At 70.9% G+C, this 22272-nt stretch carries 28 protein-coding genes; 5 read left to right on the top strand and 23 right to left on the bottom strand.

From position 1 onward, the window contains the following. Positions 1-69: 69 nt before the first annotated feature. From dhaM to nucS, 9 genes are all read right to left on the bottom strand, one after another. On the bottom strand, positions 70-741 hold the full coding sequence (gene dhaM, locus ACH54P_RS38130) for a dihydroxyacetone kinase phosphoryl donor subunit DhaM (protein ID WP_489908138.1): 672 nt from the start codon (positions 739-741) through the stop codon (positions 70-72). After that, positions 738-1367: a dihydroxyacetone kinase subunit DhaL gene (gene dhaL / locus ACH54P_RS38125; protein ID WP_489908137.1), complete on the bottom strand. Its 630-nt coding sequence runs from the start codon at positions 1365-1367 to the stop codon at positions 738-740. Before dhaL ends, dhaM begins: the two co-directional genes overlap by 4 nt. Beyond that, positions 1367-2368: a dihydroxyacetone kinase subunit DhaK gene (gene dhaK / locus ACH54P_RS38120; protein WP_489908136.1), complete on the bottom strand. Its 1002-nt coding sequence runs from the start codon at positions 2366-2368 to the stop codon at positions 1367-1369. Before dhaK ends, dhaL begins: the two co-directional genes overlap by 1 nt. 77 nt (positions 2369-2445) lie before the next feature. Continuing rightward, entirely contained in the window at positions 2446-3450 is a 1005-nt protein-coding gene (locus ACH54P_RS38115) for a DUF3558 domain-containing protein (protein WP_489908135.1), read from the bottom strand. A gap of 47 nt (positions 3451-3497) precedes the next feature. Then, positions 3498-3779, bottom strand: a complete 282-nt coding sequence (locus tag ACH54P_RS38110; RefSeq protein ID WP_489908134.1) for a hypothetical protein — start codon at positions 3777-3779, stop codon at positions 3498-3500. A gap of 9 nt (positions 3780-3788) precedes the next feature. Continuing rightward, positions 3789-5486, bottom strand: a complete 1698-nt coding sequence (locus tag ACH54P_RS38105) for a sodium:solute symporter family protein (RefSeq protein ID WP_489908133.1) — start codon at positions 5484-5486, stop codon at positions 3789-3791. 196 nt (positions 5487-5682) lie between these two features. Further along, positions 5683-6459 carry a hypothetical protein gene (locus ACH54P_RS38100; protein WP_489908132.1) on the bottom strand — a complete coding sequence of 259 codons (777 nt, stop codon included), beginning with the start codon at positions 6457-6459 and terminating at the stop codon, positions 5683-5685. Between the two features lie 381 nt (positions 6460-6840). Further along, positions 6841-7053, bottom strand: a complete 213-nt coding sequence (locus ACH54P_RS38095; protein WP_489908131.1) for a DUF1653 domain-containing protein — start codon at positions 7051-7053, stop codon at positions 6841-6843. Between the two features lies 1 nt (position 7054). Continuing rightward, entirely contained in the window at positions 7055-7714 is a 660-nt protein-coding gene (nucS, locus tag ACH54P_RS38090) for an endonuclease NucS (RefSeq protein WP_489908130.1), read from the bottom strand. A 37-nt stretch (positions 7715-7751) separates the two neighbouring features. Between nucS and ACH54P_RS38085 the strand changes: the two genes are divergently transcribed. After that, the gene (locus ACH54P_RS38085; protein WP_489908129.1) at positions 7752-8312 is read left to right on the top strand and encodes an NUDIX domain-containing protein; all 561 of its coding nucleotides are present in this window, start codon (positions 7752-7754) and stop codon (positions 8310-8312) included. Here the strand turns inward: ACH54P_RS38085 and ACH54P_RS38080 are convergent. The 4 genes from ACH54P_RS38080 to ACH54P_RS38065 form a co-directional block, all read right to left on the bottom strand. Then, positions 8269-8739 carry a DUF2867 domain-containing protein gene (locus ACH54P_RS38080; protein WP_489908128.1) on the bottom strand — a complete coding sequence of 157 codons (471 nt, stop codon included), beginning with the start codon at positions 8737-8739 and terminating at the stop codon, positions 8269-8271. The two genes, ACH54P_RS38085 and ACH54P_RS38080, sit on opposite strands and share 44 nt — an antisense overlap. After that, positions 8736-9236 carry a TetR/AcrR family transcriptional regulator gene (locus ACH54P_RS38075; protein WP_489908127.1) on the bottom strand — a complete coding sequence of 167 codons (501 nt, stop codon included), beginning with the start codon at positions 9234-9236 and terminating at the stop codon, positions 8736-8738. Before ACH54P_RS38075 ends, ACH54P_RS38080 begins: the two co-directional genes overlap by 4 nt. A gap of 65 nt (positions 9237-9301) precedes the next feature. Beyond that, positions 9302-10075, bottom strand: coding sequence for an enoyl-CoA hydratase-related protein (locus tag ACH54P_RS38070; protein ID WP_489908126.1), 774 nt, complete (start codon positions 10073-10075; stop codon positions 9302-9304). Next, on the bottom strand, positions 10072-11034 hold the full coding sequence (locus ACH54P_RS38065; RefSeq protein ID WP_489908125.1) for a GlxA family transcriptional regulator: 963 nt from the start codon (positions 11032-11034) through the stop codon (positions 10072-10074). Before ACH54P_RS38065 ends, ACH54P_RS38070 begins: the two co-directional genes overlap by 4 nt. 71 nt (positions 11035-11105) lie before the next feature. On the opposite strand from ACH54P_RS38065, the gene ACH54P_RS38060 reads away from it, so the two are divergent. After that, entirely contained in the window at positions 11106-11663 is a 558-nt protein-coding gene (locus tag ACH54P_RS38060; protein WP_489908124.1) for a cysteine hydrolase family protein, read from the top strand. Here the strand turns inward: ACH54P_RS38060 and ehuA are convergent. From ehuA to ACH54P_RS38025, 7 genes are all read right to left on the bottom strand, one after another. Then, a complete protein-coding gene (gene ehuA / locus ACH54P_RS38055; RefSeq protein WP_489916871.1) occupies positions 11660-12424 on the bottom strand; it encodes an ectoine/hydroxyectoine ABC transporter ATP-binding protein EhuA in 765 nt (254 codons plus the stop codon). The two genes, ACH54P_RS38060 and ehuA, sit on opposite strands and share 4 nt — an antisense overlap. 7 nt (positions 12425-12431) lie before the next feature. Further along, on the bottom strand, positions 12432-13088 hold the full coding sequence (gene ehuD / locus ACH54P_RS38050) for an ectoine/hydroxyectoine ABC transporter permease subunit EhuD (RefSeq protein ID WP_489908123.1): 657 nt from the start codon (positions 13086-13088) through the stop codon (positions 12432-12434). Next, a complete protein-coding gene (ehuC, locus tag ACH54P_RS38045; protein WP_489908122.1) occupies positions 13085-13792 on the bottom strand; it encodes an ectoine/hydroxyectoine ABC transporter permease subunit EhuC in 708 nt (235 codons plus the stop codon). Before ehuC ends, ehuD begins: the two co-directional genes overlap by 4 nt. A 13-nt stretch (positions 13793-13805) precedes the next feature. Then, positions 13806-14699 carry an ectoine/hydroxyectoine ABC transporter substrate-binding protein EhuB gene (ehuB, locus tag ACH54P_RS38040; RefSeq protein ID WP_489908121.1) on the bottom strand — a complete coding sequence of 298 codons (894 nt, stop codon included), beginning with the start codon at positions 14697-14699 and terminating at the stop codon, positions 13806-13808. 135 nt (positions 14700-14834) lie between these two features. After that, positions 14835-16859, bottom strand: coding sequence for a protein meaA (locus tag ACH54P_RS38035; RefSeq protein ID WP_489908120.1), 2025 nt, complete (start codon positions 16857-16859; stop codon positions 14835-14837). 84 nt (positions 16860-16943) lie between these two features. Further along, a complete protein-coding gene (locus tag ACH54P_RS38030) occupies positions 16944-17435 on the bottom strand; it encodes a hypothetical protein (protein ID WP_489908119.1) in 492 nt (163 codons plus the stop codon). Positions 17436-17494: 59 nt separating this feature from the next. Then, the gene (locus tag ACH54P_RS38025) at positions 17495-18004 is read right to left on the bottom strand and encodes a PH domain-containing protein (protein ID WP_489908118.1); all 510 of its coding nucleotides are present in this window, start codon (positions 18002-18004) and stop codon (positions 17495-17497) included. 132 nt (positions 18005-18136) lie between these two features. On the opposite strand from ACH54P_RS38025, the gene ACH54P_RS38020 reads away from it, so the two are divergent. Genes ACH54P_RS38020 through ACH54P_RS38010 form a run of 3 tightly spaced genes read left to right on the top strand, consistent with a single transcriptional unit; the run spans position 18137 to position 19819 of the window. After that, positions 18137-18760: a LysE family translocator gene (locus ACH54P_RS38020; RefSeq protein ID WP_489908117.1), complete on the top strand. Its 624-nt coding sequence runs from the start codon at positions 18137-18139 to the stop codon at positions 18758-18760. Next, positions 18760-19383, top strand: a complete 624-nt coding sequence (locus tag ACH54P_RS38015; RefSeq protein ID WP_489908116.1) for a LysE family translocator — start codon at positions 18760-18762, stop codon at positions 19381-19383. Before ACH54P_RS38020 ends, ACH54P_RS38015 begins: the two co-directional genes overlap by 1 nt. Before the next feature lie 37 nt (positions 19384-19420). After that, positions 19421-19819 carry a LysE family translocator gene (locus tag ACH54P_RS38010; protein WP_489908115.1) on the top strand — a complete coding sequence of 133 codons (399 nt, stop codon included), beginning with the start codon at positions 19421-19423 and terminating at the stop codon, positions 19817-19819. On the opposite strand, the gene ACH54P_RS38005 is transcribed toward ACH54P_RS38010, so the two are convergent. The 3 genes from ACH54P_RS38005 to ACH54P_RS37995 are packed head-to-tail and all read right to left on the bottom strand — an operon-like array spanning position 19816 to position 22233. Beyond that, positions 19816-21006 (bottom strand): alpha/beta hydrolase family protein, encoded by a 1191-nt coding sequence (locus ACH54P_RS38005; protein ID WP_489908114.1) that lies wholly within the window; start codon positions 21004-21006, stop codon positions 19816-19818. The genes ACH54P_RS38010 and ACH54P_RS38005 overlap by 4 nt on opposite strands. Beyond that, positions 21003-21821 carry an NmrA family NAD(P)-binding protein gene (locus ACH54P_RS38000; RefSeq protein ID WP_489908113.1) on the bottom strand — a complete coding sequence of 273 codons (819 nt, stop codon included), beginning with the start codon at positions 21819-21821 and terminating at the stop codon, positions 21003-21005. The genes ACH54P_RS38005 and ACH54P_RS38000 overlap by 4 nt, the downstream gene beginning before the upstream one ends. Further along, positions 21814-22233 (bottom strand): nuclear transport factor 2 family protein, encoded by a 420-nt coding sequence (locus tag ACH54P_RS37995; protein WP_489908112.1) that lies wholly within the window; start codon positions 22231-22233, stop codon positions 21814-21816. The genes ACH54P_RS38000 and ACH54P_RS37995 overlap by 8 nt, the downstream gene beginning before the upstream one ends. Between the last annotated feature and the right edge of the window lie 39 nt (positions 22234-22272).

Genomic DNA, 22272 nt, shown 5'->3' with positions numbered 1-22272 from the left:
GCGCCACCGCCGAAAGCCCAGACGGAATCGAGTCAGTAGCGCGCACGTCACCCGGTCGGCAAGCAGGGCTCACTCGCCGAAATCGCCGTTCACCAGGTCTTTTGCCTTGTCCAGCGCGGCGGAAGCCTGCGGGCCGCGCGCCTGCACGCGGATCCGGTCACCCTGGCGGGCGCCGAGCGACATCAGCGCCAGCACGCTGTGGCCGTCGGCTTCCTGGTCACCGAGCCGCACGGTGACTTCGGCGTCGAACTCGCTCAGCGCGCGCACCAGCAACGCGGCCGGCCGCGCGTGCAGCCCGACCTCGTTGCGCAGCTCCAGCTCGATCTCGTCCCCGCCGGCCGTGACCTCGGCCGGCGCGAGGTCCTCGGGCAGCCCGGCCGCCGCGGCGGCCCCCGCCACGGCCTTGCGGTCCCGGCCGGCCTGCGCCGCGACCGCCGCCGCGATCGCGCCCTCGACCAGCGGGCCGTCCGCGACGACGGCGGCCGACGGGTCGGCCAGCGATTCGACGGCGAGCTCGGCGGTCATCTGCGCGCTGCCGAGGTCGTAGAGCAGCACGACGCCGTCCCCGGAGTCGGCGCGCTGGGTGGCCGCGACAACCTCGTCGTAGTCCGTGCCGATCGACCCGTCCGTGAGGCCGCCGGCCGCCACGATGGTGACGTCCGGCGCCATCTGGGCGGCCAGCTCGGCCAGGCCTTCCGCGAGCTTCGCACTGTGCGACACGAGCACGATTCCGACGCTCACCGGGCGGCCTCCGCGAACGCGCGCAGCAGCAGCGCCGAGGAGCGTGCGCCCGGGTCCAGGTGCCCCACGGCGCGTTCGCCGAGGTAGGACGCACGCCCCTTGCGCGGCACCAGGTCCACTGTGGACTCCGCGCCGCGGTCGGCAGCGTCGGCCGCCGCGGTCAGCACCGCGGCGACGTCCCCGCCGTCCTCGGCCGCCTTCTCCGCGGCCGACACCGCGGGGATCAGGGCGTCGACCATCGTCGCGTCGCCGCCCACGGCCTTCCCGCGCGCCTGGACGCCTTCGAGGCCGGCGCGCAGCGCGTCCAGCAGGGCCGGGACGTCGAGGTCGGCGGCCGGGCCGAGCTTGGCCGAGGCCCGCAGGAAAGCCGTGCCGTACAACGGTCCCGCGGCGCCGCCGACCTTGGAGATCAACGTCGTCGCGACGAGCTTCAGCACCCCGCCGGGTGTGTCCGGCGTCGCCGCGTCGAGCGCCGCGACGACGGCCGTGAACCCGCGGTTCAGGTTCTCGCCGTGGTCGCCGTCGCCGATCGCGCGGTCGAGGTCGATCAGCTCCACGCGGTGCTCGGCGACCACCGCCGCCGCGGCGCGGACGGCCGCCGCGACCCCCTCGGCCTTGCAGGCCATCAGAGCCCCCACCGCAGCGCCGCGGTGTTGACCGGCGCGTCCCAGAGCCCGGTCAGCTCGTCGTCCAGTTTGAGCAACGTCAGACTCATCCCCTGCATCTCGAGGCTGGTGATGTACGGGCCGACCAGCCGGCGTTCGACCACGATCCCACGGTCGGCCAGCAGCCGCTCGGCGATGCCGTGCGCCAGGTAGAGCTCGACGAGCGGGGTGCCACCCATCGAGTTGGTGAACAGCAGCACGCGGTCACCGGAAGCGAACGGCAGATCCTCGACGACCGCCTCGACCATCCGCGCCACCAGCGCGTCGGCCGGCTCCAGGGGGATCCGCTCGCGGCCGGGCTCGCCGTGGATGCCGATGCCGAACTCGACCTCGCCGTCGCCGAGGTCGAAGCTCGGGGTGCCGGCGTGCGGCACGGTCGGCGCCGTCAGCGCGACGCCGATCGACCGCACCTGCCCGATCACCTTCTCCGCGAGCGCCGTGACGGCGTCGAGCGAGTCGCCGCGCTCGGCGGCGGCACCGGTGATCTTTTCCAGCAGCACCGTGGCGCCGACCCCGCGCCGGCCCGCGGTGTAGGTCGAGTCCTTGACCGCGACGTCGTCGTCGATCACGACACTGCGCACCTCGAGCCCCTCGGCGGCGGCCAGCTCGGCGGCCGTCTCGAAGTTCAGCACGTCACCGGTGTAGTTCTTGACGATGAGCAGCGCGCCCGCGTCGCCGGTGGTCGCGGTGACGGCGGCCTGCACGGCGTCGGGCGTCGGTGAGGTGAACACCGCGCCCGGCACGGCGGCGGCGAGCATGCCGTGGCCGACGAAACCGCCGTGGAGCGGCTCGTGCCCGGACCCGCCGCCGGAGATGACGGCGACCTTGCCCGCCACCGGGGCGTCGGCGCGGATCACGACGTCCGGGTCGTACTGGACGCGGAGAACGTCGGCGTGCGCGGCGGCCAGGCCCCGCAGCGACTCCGCGACCACGTTCGCCGGATCGTTGATGATCTTCTTCACGGCAGCCTCCGGCACATCGGCGGGTGGGGTGTCCCCTTCCTACCGCCCCGCGCGGCCCACCGCCAGGCCAGGGCAGGTCAGGGTTTGGGGAGCTTCGTGACCACGTTCTTCGCGACGGTGACCGCCTTGCCGCACGGGTCGTCCTTGTCCGGTTTCCCGGTGTAGCTTTCGTAGTCCACCTGGGCCAGTTCGACGTCGTCGCCCTGCCACGGCCGGTGCTGCCACTCGACCGTGCACCGCGACGAGCTCGTGGTGCCCTGCTTCTGGTACGCGGTGACGCCGTTGCCGAGGTCCACCTTGGAGTAACCGTCCCCGACGAGCGGGGGCAGGCCCGGCAGGAACTCGACGGTGACCGTCGGGTCCGTGCCGTTGCTCTTCCAGGCGCAGGAGTGCAGGCCCGCCGGCGCGGACTTCGCCGACGGCACGGCCGAGGTCACCACGGAGGTGTCGGCCATCGCGCACGCGTCCGCGGTCAGCACGGTGCCCGGCGGCGTCGAGTACTTCTCCGGCGAGTTGTGCACCTTCTGGACGACGGCCTCCATCAGCGTCTGCCCGGGACGGCAGGGGTCGCTGGCGTAGGTCACCGACAGCGTGATCGCCAGGTCCGGGTTCAGCGCCGTCATCGCCGCGACCGTGCAGTCGGTGTCGTCGGTCTTGGACACGCGCAGCGGCAGCCCGCCGACCTGCCCGGTCGTCTTGTCGGCCCGCGGCAGCAGGGTGTTGCCGATCTCGAGCTCGAACCGGAGCTCCTTGCCGCCGGGGTCCTTCACCTTGTTGCTGCAGTTGTCGAAGGCGATCGACGACGGCGTCGGGTCCTCTTCGACCGTGCCGAAGCCGAGCCCGCCGAGCGCGTCCTTGGTCAGGAACTGGCACGGCTGGATCGTGCGCAGCACGTTCGCCGCCACGGCGGCGTCCGTGATCGGGCCGTCGGTGACCTGCCCGGTGCCGGCCGCGGCGGGCACCGTCGTCCGCGCGAAGTTGGACCGGCCGAGGTCCTGCCCGCACGCGGTCAGCGGCAGCGCGAGGGCGGTGACCAGCAGGAACAGCTTCGGGAAACGGCGGCGTCGAACGTCAAGGAGCACGCGATGCACGGTAGCGGCAACCTCGCGCCCCTGTCCGGACAACCCGGCTATTCCCCCGCGGGCTCGGGCTCGGCGGTCTCGGGTTCGGCGGGCACGACGAGCGGCCGGACCACGGCCCAGAGGACGAACAGCGCGGACACCACCAGCATGCCGAGGCCGGCCCACAGGTTGATGTTCACGTCGGCGGCCTTCGCGATCTCCTCGTCGGAGGTGAACGCGGCGCCCATGACCGTCAGGATGATGCCGTAGACGCCGATCAGCAGGGCGATGATCAGCCGGATGTCGAAGGCGCCCGCCTTGTGCGCACGCGGCTCGGACTCGGTAGCCATTCCGACCTCCTAGAAGATGGCGTTGAGGGCGATGGTCAGGATGAGCACGATGCCCGCGAGCAGGCCCGGCTTGCGGTACCAGCCCGCGTTCTCGCCGGAGGAGTCGTGCTGCCGCGTTTCCTTCGGCGTCAGCGAGTAGACGAGCCCGACGAGCTCCTCGTCCGGCTTCGGCTTGGTCGCCAGCGACACGACGACGCTCACCACGATGTCGACGACGAACGCGGTCCCGGCGGCGACGAAGCTGATGCCCTGGCCCGTCAGGCCGAGCACCCCGGCCTGCGACAGGCCCCAGACGGTGACCGCGGACGCCGTGCCGAGCACGAGCCCGCTCCAGCCGGCGTGCGGGGTCATCCGCTTCCAGAACATGCCGAGGATGAACGTGGCGAACAGCGGCGCGTTGAAGAACGAGAACAGGTCCTGCAGGTAGTTCAGGATGTTCCCGGAGTTCGACGCGATGAACGCGGTGCCGATCGCGAGGATCGTGCCGGCCGAGGTCACCACGCGGCCCAGGTTCAGGTAGTAGTGGTCCGGCTTGTCCTTCTTCACGTACGTCTGCCAGATGTCGTACGTGAAGACCGTGTTGAACGAGCTCAGGTTCGCCGCCATGCCGGCCATGAACGAAGCCAGCAGGCCGGCGATGGCGATGCCGAGCATGCCGTTCGGCAGCAGGTCGCGCATGAGCAGCAGGAGCGCGTTGTTGAACGTCACCCCGCTGGGCGCCGTGCCGCCGTCGAGGAGGATCTGCTTGTCCTTGACGTACTCGGAGACCGTGACCGCGGCGATCATGCCGGGGATGATCACGATGAACGGGACCAGCATCTTCGGGAACGCGCCGATGATCGGCGTGCGCCGCGCGGCGGACATGCTCTTCGACGCCATCGCGCGCTGGACCTCGACGAAGTTCGTCGTCCAGTAGCCGAACGAGAGCACGAACCCGAGACCGAACACGATGCCGAGGATCGACAGGATGTTGTTGCCGAAGCCGGTGAGGTTGTCACCGGGCCACGAGTGCAGCTGCGCCGTGCCGCCCGGGCTGTTGGTCACCTTGTCGACCAGGCCCTGCCAGCCGCCGACCTTGACCAGGCCGATGATGGTCAGCGGGACCAGCGCGATGACGATCACGAAGAACTGCAGGACCTCGTTGTAGATCGCCGCGGAGAGGCCGCCGAGCGCGGTGTAGGAGAGCACGATCGCGGCGGCGACGATGATCGACACCCACAGCGGCCAGCCGAGCAGCAGGTTCACGACGCTCGCCAGCAGGAACAGGTTCGCGCCCGCGATCAGGATCTGCGCGGTGGCGAAGCTGATGCCGTTGACCAGGTGGGCCGGCTTGCCGAAGCGCCGCCGCATGAACTCGGGGACGCTGCGGACCTTGGAGCCGTAGTAGAAGGGCATCATCACGATGCCGAGGAACAGCATCGCCGGGATGGCGCCGATCCAGAAGTAGTGCACGGTCGGCAGGCCGTACTGGGCGCCGTTGGCCGACATGCCCATGACCTCGACCGCGCCGAGGTTCGCCGAGATGAACGCCAGGCCGGTGACCCAGGCGGGCAGCGAACGGCCGGACAGGAAGAAGTCGAGACTGCTCGACACCTGACGCCGTGCCAGGTACCCGATGCCGAGTACGAGGACGAAGTAGAACGCCAACTCGATGTAGTCGATCGCGCTCGCGTCGAGTCGCAGGTTCGCATCGGCTAGGACGAGCACCCGACCCACCTCCGGCAGTACCTCTTCAAATTGGACAATATCCGACAGGAATCACCACCACCCTGTCGGATCGGGACAGTACTGCATGGATTCAGGGTCGGCACGCTGACGTGTCCAAAATGGCCGGAGGGCGCGCTCCCCCGGCCTTGACCAGGAGGAACGCGCCCTCGTTGCGCGCCGCGGGAGCGGCTGGGGATCACCGGTCGGTCGGGACCGCGATCTCCCCTTCTTCGTCGATCAGCCGGGCGAGCACCTCGTCGGGCAGGTACGTCCGGTGCGGGTAGCCCGGGCCCCACGAGTTGAGCAGCGGCACGGCGCCCAGTTCGTCGGCGCGCGCGTTGCCGAGCACGGCGTGCACGTCGTCGACGGACTTCGCCCAGCGGAACGCCTTGATGCCCTGCTTGGCTTCGGCGGCGTACTTCTCCCGGGCGTGCCAGTCGTCGTCGGCGTAGGAGTCGGCCCACAGCACGTGCCCGGCCTCCTTGAGCACCTCGGCGGCGGCGCGGACCGACGTGCCGTTGTCGTCGCCGGGGTTGGTCTCGGGCCACTCGTCGCGCTTCTTGGCCGAGTCCCACAGCCAGCGGGCCGCGTACTCGGTGCCGTTGAAGATCGACATGCAGCGCGACCAGCCGAACCCGACGCAGGCGCCTTCCCGGCCCTGGTCGTAGAACGCGTACCAGGCGTCGGTGTCCGGGGTGCCACCCGGCTCGAGGCACACGCAGTGCCCGCCGCGGACCCGGCCGAGCTTCGCGGCACCGGCCTTCGCGATGAAGAACTCACCGGAGGTCTCGTCCTGCTCCGGCTCGTCGAACGCCGAGTACCAGTTGACGCCGATCACGACCGGCGCGCAGGTGGGGCGGTCTTCTTCGGCCAGCGCGGTCAGCGGATACCGTTCGACGTGCTGCCAGTCGTCCGGAATGAACCGGCCGAGGCGCGGGTCGACCGGATCGGAACCGAGTGGGCGATAACGCATGACATCCTCCTTCGGACAAGCGAAAAATCGCGCGCACACCGGCCGGATGGCACACGCGCACGAGCTCGAAGGCGGACTGAAACGTTGGCACGACGAAGAAAGACGGCCGAGCGCACCACCCTCCGGCCACGCCGGACGCGCCGGCGGAACCCCTCGAATCGAGTGTCGCACGAGTTCGGCGAACCGTATCCCGAACTCACCCGAACAGCGCAGAAAGGCGAGACGGAAAGGAGCAGATCACTCCGCCGTCACCTATCACGTTAACGATTTCCTGGCGGAGTAATCAGCGCGGAATCAGATACGCCAATTCGGCATCGATTCGGTATCGGCGGCAAGAACGCCTCTTCGGGCAGCCGGGCGGCCGATTTTTCAACGGTACCGTCAGTCCGCCCGGCGCCGGAACCGCGGCACCGGCCCGCCGGGGGTCTCGACGGTCTCGGTGAACATCGCCACCGGGCGGACCCACAGCCCCATTTCGCCGTAGAGCGCGCGGTACACCACGAGTTCCTCTTCGGTCTCGCTGTGCCGGGCCACGCCGAGCACTTCGTACTCGTTGCCCTTGTGGTGCACGTACCGCCCGGGTTCGACCGTCACCTCAGAACAGCCGGAACTCGTCGGACTCGATGCCGCGCAGCTCGTCGTAGTCCAGCGTCAGGCAGCGGATCCCGCGGTCCTCGGCGAGGGTGCGGGCCTGCGGCTTGATGATCTGGGCCGCGAACACGCCCTGGACCGGCGCCAGCAGCGGGTCGCGGTTGAGCAGCTCCAGGTAGCGCGTGAGCTGCTCGACGCCGTCGATCTCGCCGCGGCGCTTGATCTCGACGGCCACCGACCGGCCGTCGGCGTCGCGGGCCATGATGTCGACCGGGCCGATCGCCGTCGGGAATTCGCGGCGGACCAGCGTGTAGCCGTCGCCGAGGGTCTTGATGTGCTCGGCCAGCAGTTCCTGCAGGTGCGCTTCGACGCCGTCCTTCTGCAGGCCCGGTTCCGCGCCCAGCGCCTGGGCGTAGTCGTGGAAGATCTCGTCGATCGAGATCACCAGTTTCTCGCCCTGCTTGTTTTCGACGATCCAGAGCTTGCCGTCCTCGATCAGCCAGCAGGGCGGGCTCATCCAGTTCAACGGCTTGTACGCACGGTCGTCGGAATGCACCGACACCGAGCCGTCGGACTTGACGAGCAACAGCCGGGTGGCCATCGGCAAATGGGCGGTCAGCCGGCCGGCGTAGTCGACCTGGCACCGCGCGATCACGAGACGCACCCGAGGAGGGTAGGACAGAGTCGGAGATACTGAGCGCGTGGACCCCATTCAGCGTGTCGCGTCCCGCGAGGTGTACCGGAACAACTGGATGACCGTGCGGGAGGACGAGATCCGCCGCGCCGACGGCTCGGCCGGCGTCTACGGCGTGATCGACAAGCCGGCGTACGCGCTCGTCATCGCCCAGGACGGCGACCGGTTCCGGCTGGTCGAGCAGTTCCGCTACCCGCTGGGCGAGCGGCGCTGGGAGTTCCCGCAGGGCACCGCGCCGGGCCGGGCCGACGTGCCGCCCGCCGAGCTCGCCGTGCGCGAGCTGCGCGAGGAGACCGGCCTGCGCGCCGGCTCGATGGTCCCGCTCGGCATGCTCGACGTCGCCGCCGGCATGAGCAGCCAGCGCGGCTGGGTGTTCCTCGCCACGGACCTCACCGAGGGCGAGCCGGAGCGCGAACACGAAGAACAGGACATGCGCAGCGCCTGGTTCGCCCGCGAAGACGTCGAGAAGATGATCCTCGCCGGGGAGATCACCGACGCGCAGTCGATCGCCGCGTGGGCCCGGCTCATGCTGTCCGAGCGGCACCGGCCCGGAGCATCCCGCGGATGATCAGGTGGTGGAACGGCTTGATCAGCGCGAAGTAGGCCGGGCCGACCCGGTTGTGGAAGTGCACGATCGTGCCGAGCCGGAACCCGCGGGGCGCCGCTTCGACCGTCATGTACCCGGTCAGGTGACTGTCGTCCGCGCCGACGACGAGGTAGCGCGCCGGGTCGCCCGACTTCACGGTGAAGAACGCCACCTGGTCGCCGGGTTCGAAGCCGACGTCCTCCGGCCGGAGCCGCTCGCGGCGCGGGATGCCGGCGGTGTCCAGCCGCAGCGCCTTGGCGACCAGGTACCGGACGCCGAAGAGGGCCTTCACCCACACAGGTGACCAGCCGAACACGCCGGCCACGAACTCGCGCAGGCTGTTCTCGCTTTCGACCTCCTTGAACTCGACGTAGTCGGCGCCGTCCAGGAACGGCTTCAGTTCGGTCATTTCCTTCTCCCCAGAACGAGTTCCAACGCACTCTTGAGCGCCCGGCCGGTCAGCGGCGGCACGACCTGCCCGGCGCCGACGACGACCAGGTACAGCGCCTGCGCGAGGTCGGCGTCGCCGCAGATCTCGGTCAGGTAGGCCACGCGGGTCCGGTCGACGCGTTCCTGGACCGCCCGCACTTCGGCGTCCTGCAGCGCCCACGCCCGGACGGCGATCTCCAGCTCCGGCCCGGGTCCCGGCGCGAGCACGAGCTTCAGCAGCGTGCCCAGCCGGTCTTCCTCCGCCGCCTCGGTCCGCTCCACGAACCGCGTGGTGCGCTCGGTCTCGAAGTGCTCCAGCAGGGCCGTGCGGAACCCGCTCATGCCCTTGAAGTGGTGGTAGAACGAGCCCTTCGACAGGCCGAGCCGCTCGGCCAGCCGCTCGATGGTCACCGACGGCGCGCCCTGCTCCGCCAGCAGCACCAACCCCGCGTCCAGCCAATCACGCTTGCTCGCCATGACCATACCGTACCGTATGGTACGGCTCGCGGCCACGACGAAAACCGGCCGGAACTCCGACCGGCTCAGTCGGGCCAGGAGGGCTTGCGCTTCTCCAGGAACGCGGCCATGCCTTCGCGGGCGCCGGGCAGCTGGGACGCCGAGGCCATCACCTCCAGCGCGATCGCGTACGCGTCGGCCTCGGGCCGGTCGAGCTGGGCGTACAGCGTCACCTTGCCCATCGCCTTGCTGGCCCGGCTGCCGCGCGTCGCCCGCGCCAGCAGGTCCGCGACGGCGTCGTCCAGCTCGTCGTCGGGGACGACCCGGTTGACCAGGCCCCAGTCGAGCGCCGTCGGCGCGTCGACGACGTCACCGGTCAGCGCCAGCTCCATCAGCCGCTTGCGGCCGATCGAGCGCGCCACCGGCACCGCCGGGGTGTGGCAGAACCAGCCGCCCTTGCCGCCCGGCAGGGCGAAGCCCGCCGACTCGGCCGCCACCGCGAGGTCGCACGACGCCACCAGCTGGCAGCCCGCCGCCGTCGCCAGGCCGTGCACCCGCGCGACGACGACCTGCGGCACCGACTGCATCGTGCGCATGAGGTCGGTGCACAGGGTCAGCAGCTCGCGCACGCCCATCAGGTCGCGCGCGGAGACGTCGCCGAAGTCGTGCCCGGCGGAGAACACCGGCCCGGCGCCGGCCAGCACGATGCCGGTCGCGTCGGACGTCCCCGCCTCGTGGAACGCGGCGAGCAGCTCCGCGAGGTGGTCCGCGGACAGCGAGTTGCGCCGCGCCGCGCGGTTCATGGTGATCGTGACGGTGTCGCCGTCCCGCTTGACCAGGATGTGCTCGTACTCGGTCATGCCCCGACGGTAGCCCCTCGGAATGTGCGCCGGTAGCTGTCCGGGCCGACGCCGACCTCGGCCCGCATCCGCCGCCGCAGGTTCGCCGCCGTCCCCAGCCCGGACCGCTGCGCGACCCGCTCGACCGGCAGCTCGGTCGTCTCCAGCAGCCGCTGCGCGTACCGGACGCGCTGCACGCGCAGCCAGCGTCCCGGCGTCACGCCGGCGGCCGCGGCGAACTCCCGGTGGAACGTCCGCTCGCTCATCCGGGCGTGCCCGGCGAGGTCCTCGACGCCGATTTCCTCCCCCAGCCGGGCGAGCGCCCAGTCCATCGTGGACGCCAGACCGGGCTGCGAGCCGGTCCCCGGCAACGGGCTGTCGACGTACTGCCGCTGGCCGCCCTCACGCGCCGGGGGCATCACCAGGCGGCGGGCGAGGGTGGCGGCGACGTCCGCGCCGTGGTCGCGCCGGACCAGGTGCAGGCAGAGGTCGAGGCCGCCGACGACGCCCGCCGACGTCAGCACGCCGCCGTCGTCGGTGTAGAGCACATCGCGCTGGAGGCCGGCCCGCGGCGCGACGCGGGCCAGGGCGTCGAAGTCACGCCAGTGCGTGGTCGCCGGACGGCCGTCGAGCAGGCCGGCGGCGGCCAGCGTGAACGCGCCGGAGCACAACGCGGCCACGGTCGTCCCGGCCCGGTGCGCCCGGCGCAGCGCCGCGACGGCGGCCGCCGGCACCGCCGCGAGCGGATCGTCGCGGCCGGGTGCCAGCACGAGGTCGCACCCCTCGAGCCCGGCGCGCCCGTGCGTCGCCGGGACGTCGCCGAACGGCGACACGGCGGTGCGCACCCGGCCCTGGCTGCACAGCCGGACCGTGAAGGGCCCGATCCCGCTGTCGGTCCGGTCCTGGCCCCAGACCTCGCCGATCACCGCGAGGTCGAACATCCGGGTGCCGGGCAGCAGCAGAACGCCGATCGTGCGCATGGCAGAAAAGTACCGCATCGCGCGTCTTCTGCCACTCCCGGCGGCGGCGTGGGACGGTGAGACTCGACGGCATGACCGAAACGGCACTCATCCTGATCGACGTCCAGCGCGGGTTCGACGAAGCGGGCTTCTGGGGTCCGCGCAACAACCCGGGCGCCGAAGCGAACCTGACGGCTCTGCTCGACGCGTGGCAGGCGCGGCGCTGGCCGGTGGTGCTCGTGCACCACGACTCCGTGAAGCCGGGCTCGCCGCTGCGGCCCGGCCAGCCGGGCAACGACTTCAAGCCCGAGCTCGACGGCGCCCGGCCCGACCTCGTGTTCGGCAAGCAGGTCAACTCGGCGTTCCTCGGCGACGTCGACCTCGACGCGTGGCTGCGCAAGCGCGGCATCACGAGCTTCGTGCTCGGCGGGATCCAGACGAACTTCTGCTGCGAAACCACCGCGCGGATGGGCGGGAACCTCGGCTACGACGTGACTTTCGCGCTCGACGCGACGTTCACCTTCGACCTCGAAGGCCCGGACGGCGCCGTGCTCACCGCCGACGAGCTGAGCCGCGCGACCGCGACCAACCTGCACGGCGGCGGGTTCGCGACCGTCAAGCCCACGAAGGAAATCCTGGCGGACCTCTAGCGGCGCTCGATCACCGCGCGGAGGAACTCCTTCGTCCGTTCGTGTTCCGGTGCGGTGAACAGCTTCTCCGGCGGCGCCTCCTCCAGGACGCGGCCGTGGTCGAACATCATCACCCGGTCCGAGACGTCCCGCGCGAACTGCATCTCGTGCGTCACGCACAGGATGGTGATGTCCGTGCGCGCCGCGATGTCCCGCAGCACCCGCAGGACGTCCGCGACGAGCTCGGGGTCCAGCGCGGACGTCACCTCGTCGAGCAGCAGCACGTCGGGCCGCATGGCGAGCGCCCGCGCGATCGCGACCCGCTGCTGCTGCCCGCCGGACAGGCGGGTGGGGTGCGCGTCGGCCTTGTCCTCGAGCCCGACCAGGCCGAGCAGCTCGCGGGCGCGCTGCTCGGCTTCGGCGGGCGGGACGCCGAGCGACCGGACCGGCGCCTCGGTGATGTTGCGCAGCACGTTCATGTTCGGGAACAGGTTGAACTGCTGGAACACCATGCCGATCCGCCGTCGCATCGCTCGCAGGTGCTTCTCGCCGGCCGGGACCAGGCGCTCGCCCCGGCGCTCGTGGCTGAGGTACTCGCCGCCGACCTCGATGGTGCCGCCGTCGACCTTCTCCAGGGTCATCAGCAGCCGCAGGATCGTCGTCTTGCCGGAGCCGCTCGGGCCGATCAGCGAGACGAACTCCCCCGGCGCCACGGTGAAGCCGAGCTCGTCGAGCACGACGTGGCCGCCGAACTTCTTGACCACGCCCGAAAACCGGATCATCGCGGTGTCAGACTCGTTCGGCACGGCGTTCCAATCGTCGGACCAGCAGCGACGCGGGCAGGCTCACCAGCAGGAACAGCACCCCGGCGAGGGTGTAGGGCTCGACGACGCGGAAGGTCTCCGCGCCGACCTCCTTGGCGCGGTTGAGCACGTCGAGCACCCCGATCGCCAGCAGCAGCGGGGTTTCCTTGAACATCGAAATCGTGTAGTTGCCGAGGGCGGGCAGCACCCGCGGGACCGCCTGGGGCAGCACGACCGCCGTCCACACCCGCGACCGCGGCAGGTTCAGCGCCACCGCGGCCTCCCACTGTCCTTTCGGGACGGCTTCGATGCCGGCCCGGTACACCTCGGCGGTGTAGGTCGCGTAGTGCACGCCGAGCGCCACGACCCCGGTGACGAACGCCGACATCTTGAACCCGGTGACCGGCGGCACCAGCCAGTAGAGCACGAAGACCTGGATCAGCAGCGGAGTGCTTCGGACGAACTCGATGAACAGCCACACCGCCTGCGAAAGCACCGGGATCCCGGACCGGCGCAGCAGCGCCAGCACCAGTCCCAGGACGTACGCGACGGCGGAGCCGAGCAGCGTGAGCTCGACGGTGACCAGCAACCCCTCCAGCAGCAGCGGGACCGCGTCGGCGGCGGCCTGCCAGTCCCAGTTCACCCGGCACCTCCCGCCTGCGTGAGGACCCGGGCGGGCCGCGCCGACGGCGTCCGGCCGAGCCGCCGCGCCGCCCACCGCTCCAGCGCCCGCATGCCCGTCGTGATCACCACGGCGAGCAGCAGGTACAGCACCAGCTCGGTGCCGTAGATCCAGCCGATGTCGGCGCCGAAGACCGGCCGCAGCAGCTCACCGCGTTCGGCGATCTCGCCCGCGGAGATGAACGACAGCAGCGCGGTGCTCTTCAGCAGCTGGATGAACAGGTTGTTGAACGGCGGCAGCAGCTCGACGAACGCCTGCGGCAGGATCACCCGCGTCATCCGCTGCGCCGGCGACAGGTTCAGCGCGACAGCACCTTCGTGCTGCTCCTTCGGCACCGACCGCACGGCGCCGCGGACGACCTCCGCGCCGTACGCCCCGTGGTTGAGGCCCAGCACCAGGATGCCGGCGAACATCGGGACCAGCTGGAACCCGACGAGCAGCGGCAGCACGAAGAACAGCCAGAACAGCTGGACGACCTCCGACGTCCCGCGGAAGACCTCGACGTACACCCGGGCGACCGCGCGGACCGGCCACCGCGGCGAGAGCAGCGCGAGGCCGGCGACCAGCGAAAGCACCACGGTCACGGCGATCCCGCCGAGCGCGGCCTCCGCCGTCGCGACCAGGCCGTCCAGGATGGAGGAAACGATGTGCGACACGTTCGACACGACGCACGTCCCGTTACGCGGCGCAGAGTTTCTCGGTCGTCACGTCCGGCTTCGGCAGGTTCGCCTGCGTGAAGCCGAAGGGCGTGACGATCTTCGTCCATTCCCCGCTGTCGTGCAGTTTCTTGAGTTCGGCGTTGAAGGCGTCCAGCAACGGCTTGTCCCCGCTGCGGAAGACGAACCCGCCCGCCGAAATCACCGGCTTGCCGTCCTTGACCGGGTCGAACCCGGGCGTCACCTCGGCGGCCGCACCGGGGTTCTTCTTCAGCACGTCCTTCAGCGAGATGTCGGTGAGCGCCGCGCAGTAGACGCGGCCGTCGGCGACGGCGCGGAGCATGTTGTCCTGCGAGTCCAGCGTCTCGATCTGGTCCTCGGGCACGCCGGCGTCGGTCGCGTAGCCCTTTTCCACCGCCGCGGACAGGACCGCGACCTTGACCTTCTTCGCCGCGATGTCCTCGAACTTCAGCACCTGCTGCGGATTGCCCTTCGGCACCAGCAACGCCGTGAGCGCGGAGTAGTCCGGGATCGAAAAAGCGGCCTGGCCACAGCGTTTCGCCGTGATGTTCATGCCCGCCGCCACGACGTCGTACTGCTTCGCGTTGAGCGCCGGGATCAGCTGGTCGAAGGCGACGGCGCTGGCTTCGACGTTGTCGATCCCCAGGTTCTTGAAGACCGCGCGCGCCACTTCCGGCGCTTCGCCGGTGACTTTCCCGCTCTGGTCGGTGAAGCCGTACGGGGATTCGTTCGCGATCCCGATCTTGATCTTCTTGCTGTCCTTGGCCGCCTGCAGGGCGTCACCGGAAGACGTCGACGTACACGCGGAAAGCAGCACCGGCCCGCCCAGCACGGCCGCGCCCAGCAGGGCGGAACGCCGGAAAAGCTGCCGCCGCGACCACTCGTCGTGCTTCATCACAGCACCTCGTTTCGATCACCATCCGTGGATCGAACGTAGGTGGGTCACCGGAAACGGGCACGCCGAGAGGATTGTTCACCGACGGCCGTTACCGGAACTTGACCGGGGCGAACGGTCCGTGTCCGGGCGCGTTCAGTCCGTGGCAAGCCCGTGGCGTTCGCGGATCAGGTCGACGATCCCGGCCATGATCCCGGTGAGTTCGTAGTCCTTCGGCGTGAACACGCGCGCGATGCCGCGCTCGGTCAGCAGCGCCGCGTCGTCCGGCGGGATGATGCCGCCGACGATCACCGGCACGTCACCCGCACCCGCGGCGCGCAGGCCGTCGACGACGTGCGGGACGACCTCCAGGTGCGAGCCGGAGAGCACCGAAAGCCCCACGACGTGCACGCCTTCCTGCACCGCGGCCGCGACGATCTGCTCGGGCGTCAGCCGGATGCCCTGGTAGACGACCTCGAAGCCGACGTCGCGCGCCCGGACGGCGACCTGTTCGGCTCCGTTGGAGTGCCCGTCCAGGCCCGGCTTGCCGACCAGGATCCGCAGCCGCTCACCCAGCTCGGCTTCGGTGGCGCGGACGCGCTCCCGGACGCGTTCGATCTCCGGGTCGCCCCCGCCGCCCGCCGCGGCCGCGGAAACACCGGTGGGCGCCCGGTACTCGCCGAACACCTCGCGCAGCGCGCCGGACCACTCGCCGGTGGTCACGCCCGCCCGCGCACAGTCCACAGTGGCCTCGAAGAGGTTTTCCGAGGTCCGCGCGAGTTCCTTCAACGCCGTCAGCGACCGCTCGACGGCGTCGTTGTCGCGCTGGGTGCGCCACTCCTCGATCGCGGTGACGGCCGCCTTTTCGACGGCGGGATCGATCGTTTCGATCGCCTTCGCGCCCTCGGCCTGCAGCGGTGACGGCTCGGTCGTCGCGAACTTGTTGACGCCGACCAGGACCCGCTCGCCGTTCTCCATCCCCCGGCGGTACTCGGCCAGGGAGGCGACCAGCTGCGACTTCATGTAGCCGCTCTCGACCGCGGCGACCGCGCCGCCGAGGTCCTGCACGCGGGCGATCTCCTCGCGCGCGCCGGCCATGATCTCGTCGACCTTGGCCTGGATGACGTGCGAGCCGTCGAAGATGTCCTCGTACTCCAGCAGATCCGTCTCGAACGCGAGCACCTGCTGCATCCGCAGCGCCCACTGCTGGTCCCACGGCCGGGGCAGGCCGAGTGCCTCGTTCCAGGCGGGCAGCTGGATCGCGCGGGCGCGGGCGCCGCGGGACAGCGACACCGCGAGCATCTCCAGCACGATCCGCTGGACGTTGTTCTCCGGCTGGGCCTCGGTGAGGCCGAGCGAGTTGACCTGGACGCCGTAGCGCAGCCGGCGCGCCTTCGGATCCGTTACGCCGTAACGCTCCCGCGTGAGCTCGTCCCAGAGCGCGGTGAACGCGCGCATCTTGGACATCTCCTCGACGAACCGGACGCCGGCGTTGACGAAGAACGAGATCCGCGCGACAACCTTGGCCATGTCGGCCTCGTCCACCTGCCCGGAGTCCCGGACGGCGTCGAGCACGGCGATCGCGGTGCACAGCGCGTACGCGACCTCCTGCGTCGGCGTCGCGCCGGCCTCTTGCAGGTGGTAGCTGCAGATGTTGATCGGGTTCCACTTCGGCACGTGGTGCACGGTCCACGCGATCATGTCGGTGATCAGCCGCAGGCTCGGCCCCGGCGGGAAGATGTAGGTCCCGCGGGACAGGTACTCCTTGATGATGTCGTTCTGCGTGGTGCCGGTGAGCTTCGCGAGCACCTCGTCGACGTCCCGGCCCTCGGCTTCGGCCTGCTCGCGCGCCACGGAGACGTACAGCGCGAGCAGCCACATGGCCGGCGCGTTGATCGTCATCGACGTGTTGGCTTCGGCGAGCGGGATGCCGTCGAAGAGCCGCCGCATGTCACCGATGTGCGACACCGGCACGCCGACCTTGCCGACCTCGCCGCGGGAGAGCTGGTGGTCCGGGTCGTAGCCGGTCTGGGTGGGCAGGTCGAAGGCGACCGAAAGGCCGGTCTGCCCCTTCGCGAGGTTCCGCCGGTAGAGCTCGTTCGACGCGGCCGCGGAGGAGTGTCCCGCGTAGGTCCGCATCACCCACGGTCGGTCTCGCTCGCGGTCCGTTGGGTACGGCACAGGGCACCTCCGGCGATGGATGTTTCGTCGAGTGTACCGACCGGTAACTTGAGGTGGCAGTGCAATCGGACACGTCCGGGTGACTCAGTCCGCGGCCTGGGCCTGCGCGATCAGCTCGCGGAGCTGTTCAGCCTCCGGCACGGCGAACAGCGCGATCGGGCGCGGTTGGTTCTGCTTCGGCAAGCCGAAGCCGAGGATGTCCACCGTCTCGAACAGTGGGTGGAAGGTGAGCGTGCCGACGCCGTCGCCGCGGAGCGAGGTGACCGCCGGGGTGGTCGAGTCCATCCACTTGCGGGTGCGGCCCGAGATGCGGTCGGCGACCACGACCCGCTGATCGGTCACCGCGTACACCGCGCGATGCGTCGTCCACAGCCGGGCGAGCACCGGTACCCAGACGATCACGAACCAGAGGAGCACGGGAAGCACGTGCACTCCGGCGAGGGAAATGATCACCGCCAGCAGGATCGAGCCGACAACGAGGCGGCACCACTCCCAGCCGACCGGGGCGACCCGTCGCGGGCGCCCCGACCACAGCAGCCGCTCACCCGGCTGCAAGACGATGATCGGCTCTTCCACCGCGACCTCCCCAGCGCTCTTGCCGGGCTGACGCTCCGGAAGACCGTGCCGGTTGCCTCTCAGGCGGCCGAGGGGTCCGCTTGGCGGGCCTTGGCCTCGTCGATGGCCTTGGTGAGCAGGTCGCGGACGCGCTTGGGCTCGCCGACGCCCATCAGCGTCACCGACCCCGTCTCACCGAACGTGATCGTGCCCGTGCCCGACCGGCCGGGCTTGAGGATCGGCGCGGACAGGCCGGCCAGTTCGCTGGAGCGCTCCTTCTGCCGGAACAGGCCGGAGCGCGCGATGATCCGGCTGTCGGTCACGGCGTACGTCGTGCGCCCCAGCGCGAGGTACCGGACGGCTTCGCGGCCGGCAGCGCCGTAGAGCCCGATCACCAGCACGACGACGGCTCCGGCCATGGCGCCGCCACTGGGCTGTTTCGCGAGCAGGAACCAGAGGGCGGCGACGGCGAGGACGAGCCCGGCAGGGGCGATCACCCCGTCCGCGGCGACGTAGAGCGGGCGATGGACCGGTTCTCCCGCCCAGAGCACGCGTTCACCGGGTAGAAGCTCGATTTCCCCTGCTGACATGGCCGAACACTACTCTGCCGGAGTGGCTCCCGCCGAGTTCCGCACCCTCCGTACCCGACCGATCACCGGCCCGGACGGTGTGACGGAAATCCGCGAGACCGGACCGATCCCCCTCGGTTAGCGTGGGCAGCCGTGACGTGGAGTGTGTACGGGAGTTACCTGGTCATCGTCGTCCTGATCGTGCTCGCGCCGGGCCCGGACACGATGGTGATGCTGAAGAACGCGCTGTCCGGCGGGTTCCGGGGCGGACTGCTCGCGTCGCTCGGCATCTTCACCGGCAACGCCGTGCAGGGCAGCGCCGCGGCGCTCGGCCTCGGCGTCCTCATCGCGCGGTCGCAGCCGGTGTTCCTCGCGCTCAAGTGGGTCGGCGCGGCCTACCTCGTCTTCCTCGGTTTCCAGGCGCTGCGCGGGGCGTTCCGCGGGAACTACGACGTCGTCGAGCAGCCGCAGCGCCGTCCGCGCGGGGGCTTCCGGCGGTTCCGCGAAGGGTTCCTCTCCAACATCACCAACCCGAAGGTGCTGGTGCTGTACCTGTCGGTGCTGCCGCAGTTCCTGACGGCCGAGTCGGGCATCGGGGACTCGCTGGTGCTGGCGTACACCGTCGCGGTGCTCGGCGGCCTGTGGCTGCTGGTGCTGCTGGTGTTCGTGCACCGCGTGCGGGCGTGGCTGGGGCGCCGCCGGGTCCGCCGCACCCTCGACGGCGTCACCGGCACCGCGCTGCTCGGGTTCGGCGCCGCCCTCGCCCTGGAGTCCTGATGACGTGGAGCACCTACCTGGCGTTCGCCGGGATGATGGCGTTCCTGGCCATGATGCCGGGGCCGGACACCATGGTCGTGCTCAAGAACGCGCTGACGGGCGGCGCGCGCGGCGGCGGCTGGGCGTGCACCGGCATCAGCGTCGCGAACTTCCTCCAGGGCACGGCGGCCGCGCTCGGGCTCGGCGCCGTGCTCACGCGGTCGCAGCCGGTGTTCGAGACGGTGAAGTGGCTCGGCGCGGCTTATCTGGTGTTCCTCGGCGTGCAGGCGCTGCGCGGGGCGTGGCGCGGGAACTACGAGGCGCTGGACGACGTACGCCGTCTTCGCGCCTCCCGCGGCCGCCGGTTCCGCGAAGGGTTCCTGTCCAACATCACCAACCCCAAGGTGATCGTGCTGTACCTGTCGGTGCTGCCGCAGTTCCTCACCCCGGCGTCGACCCTCGGCGACTCGCTGCTGCTGGCCTACACGGTCGCGGCGCTGGGGTTGGTGTGGCAGGTGCTGCTGCTGGTGTTCGTGCACCGGGTCAGGGGCTGGCTGCAGCGGCGGAAGGTGCGCCGGGTGCTGGACGGGGTCACGGGCACCGCGCTGGTGGGATTCGGCGCGGCGCTCGCGCTCGAGGCCTAGCCTGGGGATCATGACCTGGGGAACATAGGGCGCGTACGTGCTTTTCGTCGTGCTCGTGCTGATCGTGCCGGGGCCGGACACCGCCCTCGTGCTCAAGAACTCGCTCGCCGGTGGGCGACGCGGCGGGGTGCTGACCGCGCTGGGCGTCGGGCGGCGCTGGCGGGAAGGCTTCCTCGGCAACCTCACCAACCCGAAGGTCCTCGTCTTCTACCTGTCGATGCTGCCGCAGTTCCTGACCCCCGGCTCCACGGTCGCCGAGTCGCTGCTGCTCGCCGGCACCGTCGGGGTGCTCGCCACGCTGTGGCAGCTCGTCATCGTCGCCGGGGTGCGCCGGATCCGCGCCTGGCTGCAGCGGCGCCGGGTCCGCCGCACCCTCGACGGCGTCACCGGCGCCGCCCTGCTCGGCTTCGGGGCCGCGCTGGCGGCCGACGCCTAGAGAGTCCGGTCCAGCCAGTCGTAGATCCGGCCGGCCGCGAGCCGCTGGGCGCCGACGTGGCAGTGGGCGTCGGCGCCCTCCTCCGCCGTGAACGTCATCAGCGTCTTCGGCGCGGTCAGGTGCGCGTACAACCGGCGCGGCTCGGTTTCCCGCGTACCGCCGAAGAACAGGTCGTCCGCTGCTTCGCAGACCAGCGCCGGGCACGCGATCTTCTCCGCGACGCCGCCTTCGAGCGTGTACTCCAGGTACTTCGCGACGAACTCACGGTCGGTCGCCGCGCCCATGACGTACCGGCCGTGGTCGCACGCCCAGCGCAGCGTCGGGCTCGCCTGACGTCCCGCGAGGAGCAGCGCGTCGAACTCCTCGTCGTGCTCGGCCCGGGCGCGGCGGACGATTTCCGCGCGGTCCCACGGCAGGAAACCGGTCACGGCGGCGCCCGCGTCGTAGACGCCGTCGACGGCGACCACCGCCGCCAGGCGAGGCTCGAACGCCGCCGCGCGCGGGGCGAGCACGCCGCCGAGGCTGACGCCGAGCAGCGCGATCCGCGACGCGTCGACGTCGCCGAGCCCGAGCGCGAAGTCCACCACCGGCGTGACGACGTGCTCCCAGTCCGGCCGGAACACGAGCTTCTCGCGCCGGATCGCGCTCGGCTGGCCGGGGCCGTCGAACGTCAGCACGTGGTAGCCGCGCTCGGCGCCCGCCGCCGCGCCCAGGAAGTGCAGTTCCTCGGCGGTGCCGTCGAACCCGCTGTGCATGATCAGCACCGGTTTCGGGCCCGTGCCCGGCGCGCGGTAGAGGTAGCCGCGCAAAACCGTGCCCTCGTAAGGGATTTCGACCGGTTCCGCGACGGCCGCCCGGCGGAAGCACTCGACGCCGCGGTCGTACGCCGCCGCGATCCGCGGGTCCGCCGGGTCGCCGTGCAGGAAGAACTCCGCCGAGAAGTAGTACGTCGACGCGCGCAGCAGCAGATCCCGCGCGGTCACCGGCCCGGCGCCGGCCGCTTCGGCGTACAGCCGGTCGGCCAGCGCGCGGTAGGCGTCGTGCCAGCTGTCGTAGTCCCCCGGCGTCACGCTCGACGCCGCCGCGAGCACTTCGCCGAAGTCCGAGCCGCCGTAGGCCGCGTGGCCGAACAGGCGCACCGTCTCGAACCAGAACTGCGGGTCGTCTTCGAACAGGAGCTGCTTCATCGGATCTCTTCCTCCACAAAGGTTTCGAACGCGCGGGCGGGCCGGCCGGTGACCTGTTCGACCGCCGGGGTGACGCGGTCTTCGGCGCCGCGCCGGATGTCCTCGTCGAGCGCCGCCAGCACCGCGGAAAACTCGGCGGGTATCCCGGACGCGGTCACGCGGGCGGCGAATTCGGCGGTGCGCACCGCGCGGTGCCGCACCGGACGTCCCGTGTGCGCGGCGATGATCGAAGCGGCTTCGGCGTAGCTCAGGGCCGACGGGCCGGTCAGGACGTGTTCGGTGTTGTGGGGTTCGGCGTCGGTCAGCGCCCGGACGGCGACGGCCGCGATGTCGCCGGCGTCGACGAACGCGATCCGGGCGTCACCGGTGGCCGTGACGATCTCGCCGTCCCGCACACCCTGGGCGACCAGGTGCTCGCCGGTGAAGTTCTGCATGAACCAGGACGGGCGGAGCACGGTCCACTCGGGCACCGCGCGCACCAGCCGTTGCAGCTCGCCCAGCCCGGGCGTCTCCGCGGTGACGGCCGACGAGCTGAGCAGCACGACCCGGCGGACGCCCGCGGCCAGGGCGTCGTCCAGGAACGGCCCGACCAGGCCCGCCGGGGCGGCCTCGCCGATCGGCGGCAGCAGGTACACCGCGGAGACGTCGCGCAGGGCGTCGGCGTGGGTGCCGCGGTCGGTCCAGTCGAACCGGACCTGACCGGGTTCGCCGGGTTTGCGGGTCGCGGCCCGTGCCGTGACACCGCGGTCGCGCAGGCCCGCGACGACCCGGCGGCCGGTGGTGCCGGTGCCGCCGAGGACCAGGACGTCACCCACCGAAGGCCGCCGTCAGCTCGTCGACGCCGCCGAGGACCTCGGCCGCGGCCAGCGGGCTCCAGTAGTCGCGGTAGTGGCGGATTTCGCCGTCCTCGACGGTGATCACGGCGATGTACGACAGCGCGTACGGCTTCTGCGAAGCCACGACAACCCCGGCGACCGTGAGCTCGACGACAACCACCGCCGGGTCGGTCGTCTCGTGCACGGTCTTCGCGGCGATCTCGCGGATGTCGAGCAGGTTCGGGTAATCGCGCAGGTACTCGGCGATCGCGGCGCGCCCTTCGACGCGCTTGGGGTAGCCCGGGCCGGCGAAGGGGAACTCGAGGACGCCGTCCTCGGCCCACAGCCCCGCGAACCCGGCCATGTCGTGCTTCAGCAGCAGATCGAGCGCGTGGTCGACGAAGTCGCGCATCGCAGCCTCCTTGAACGTTTGGACGATACGGTACCGTCC

Source organism: Amycolatopsis sp. N2S4-7, assembly GCF_058119595.1.
Note: the sequence above shows the minus strand (reverse complement) of the source record. Positions and strands in the feature narration are given on the sequence as shown.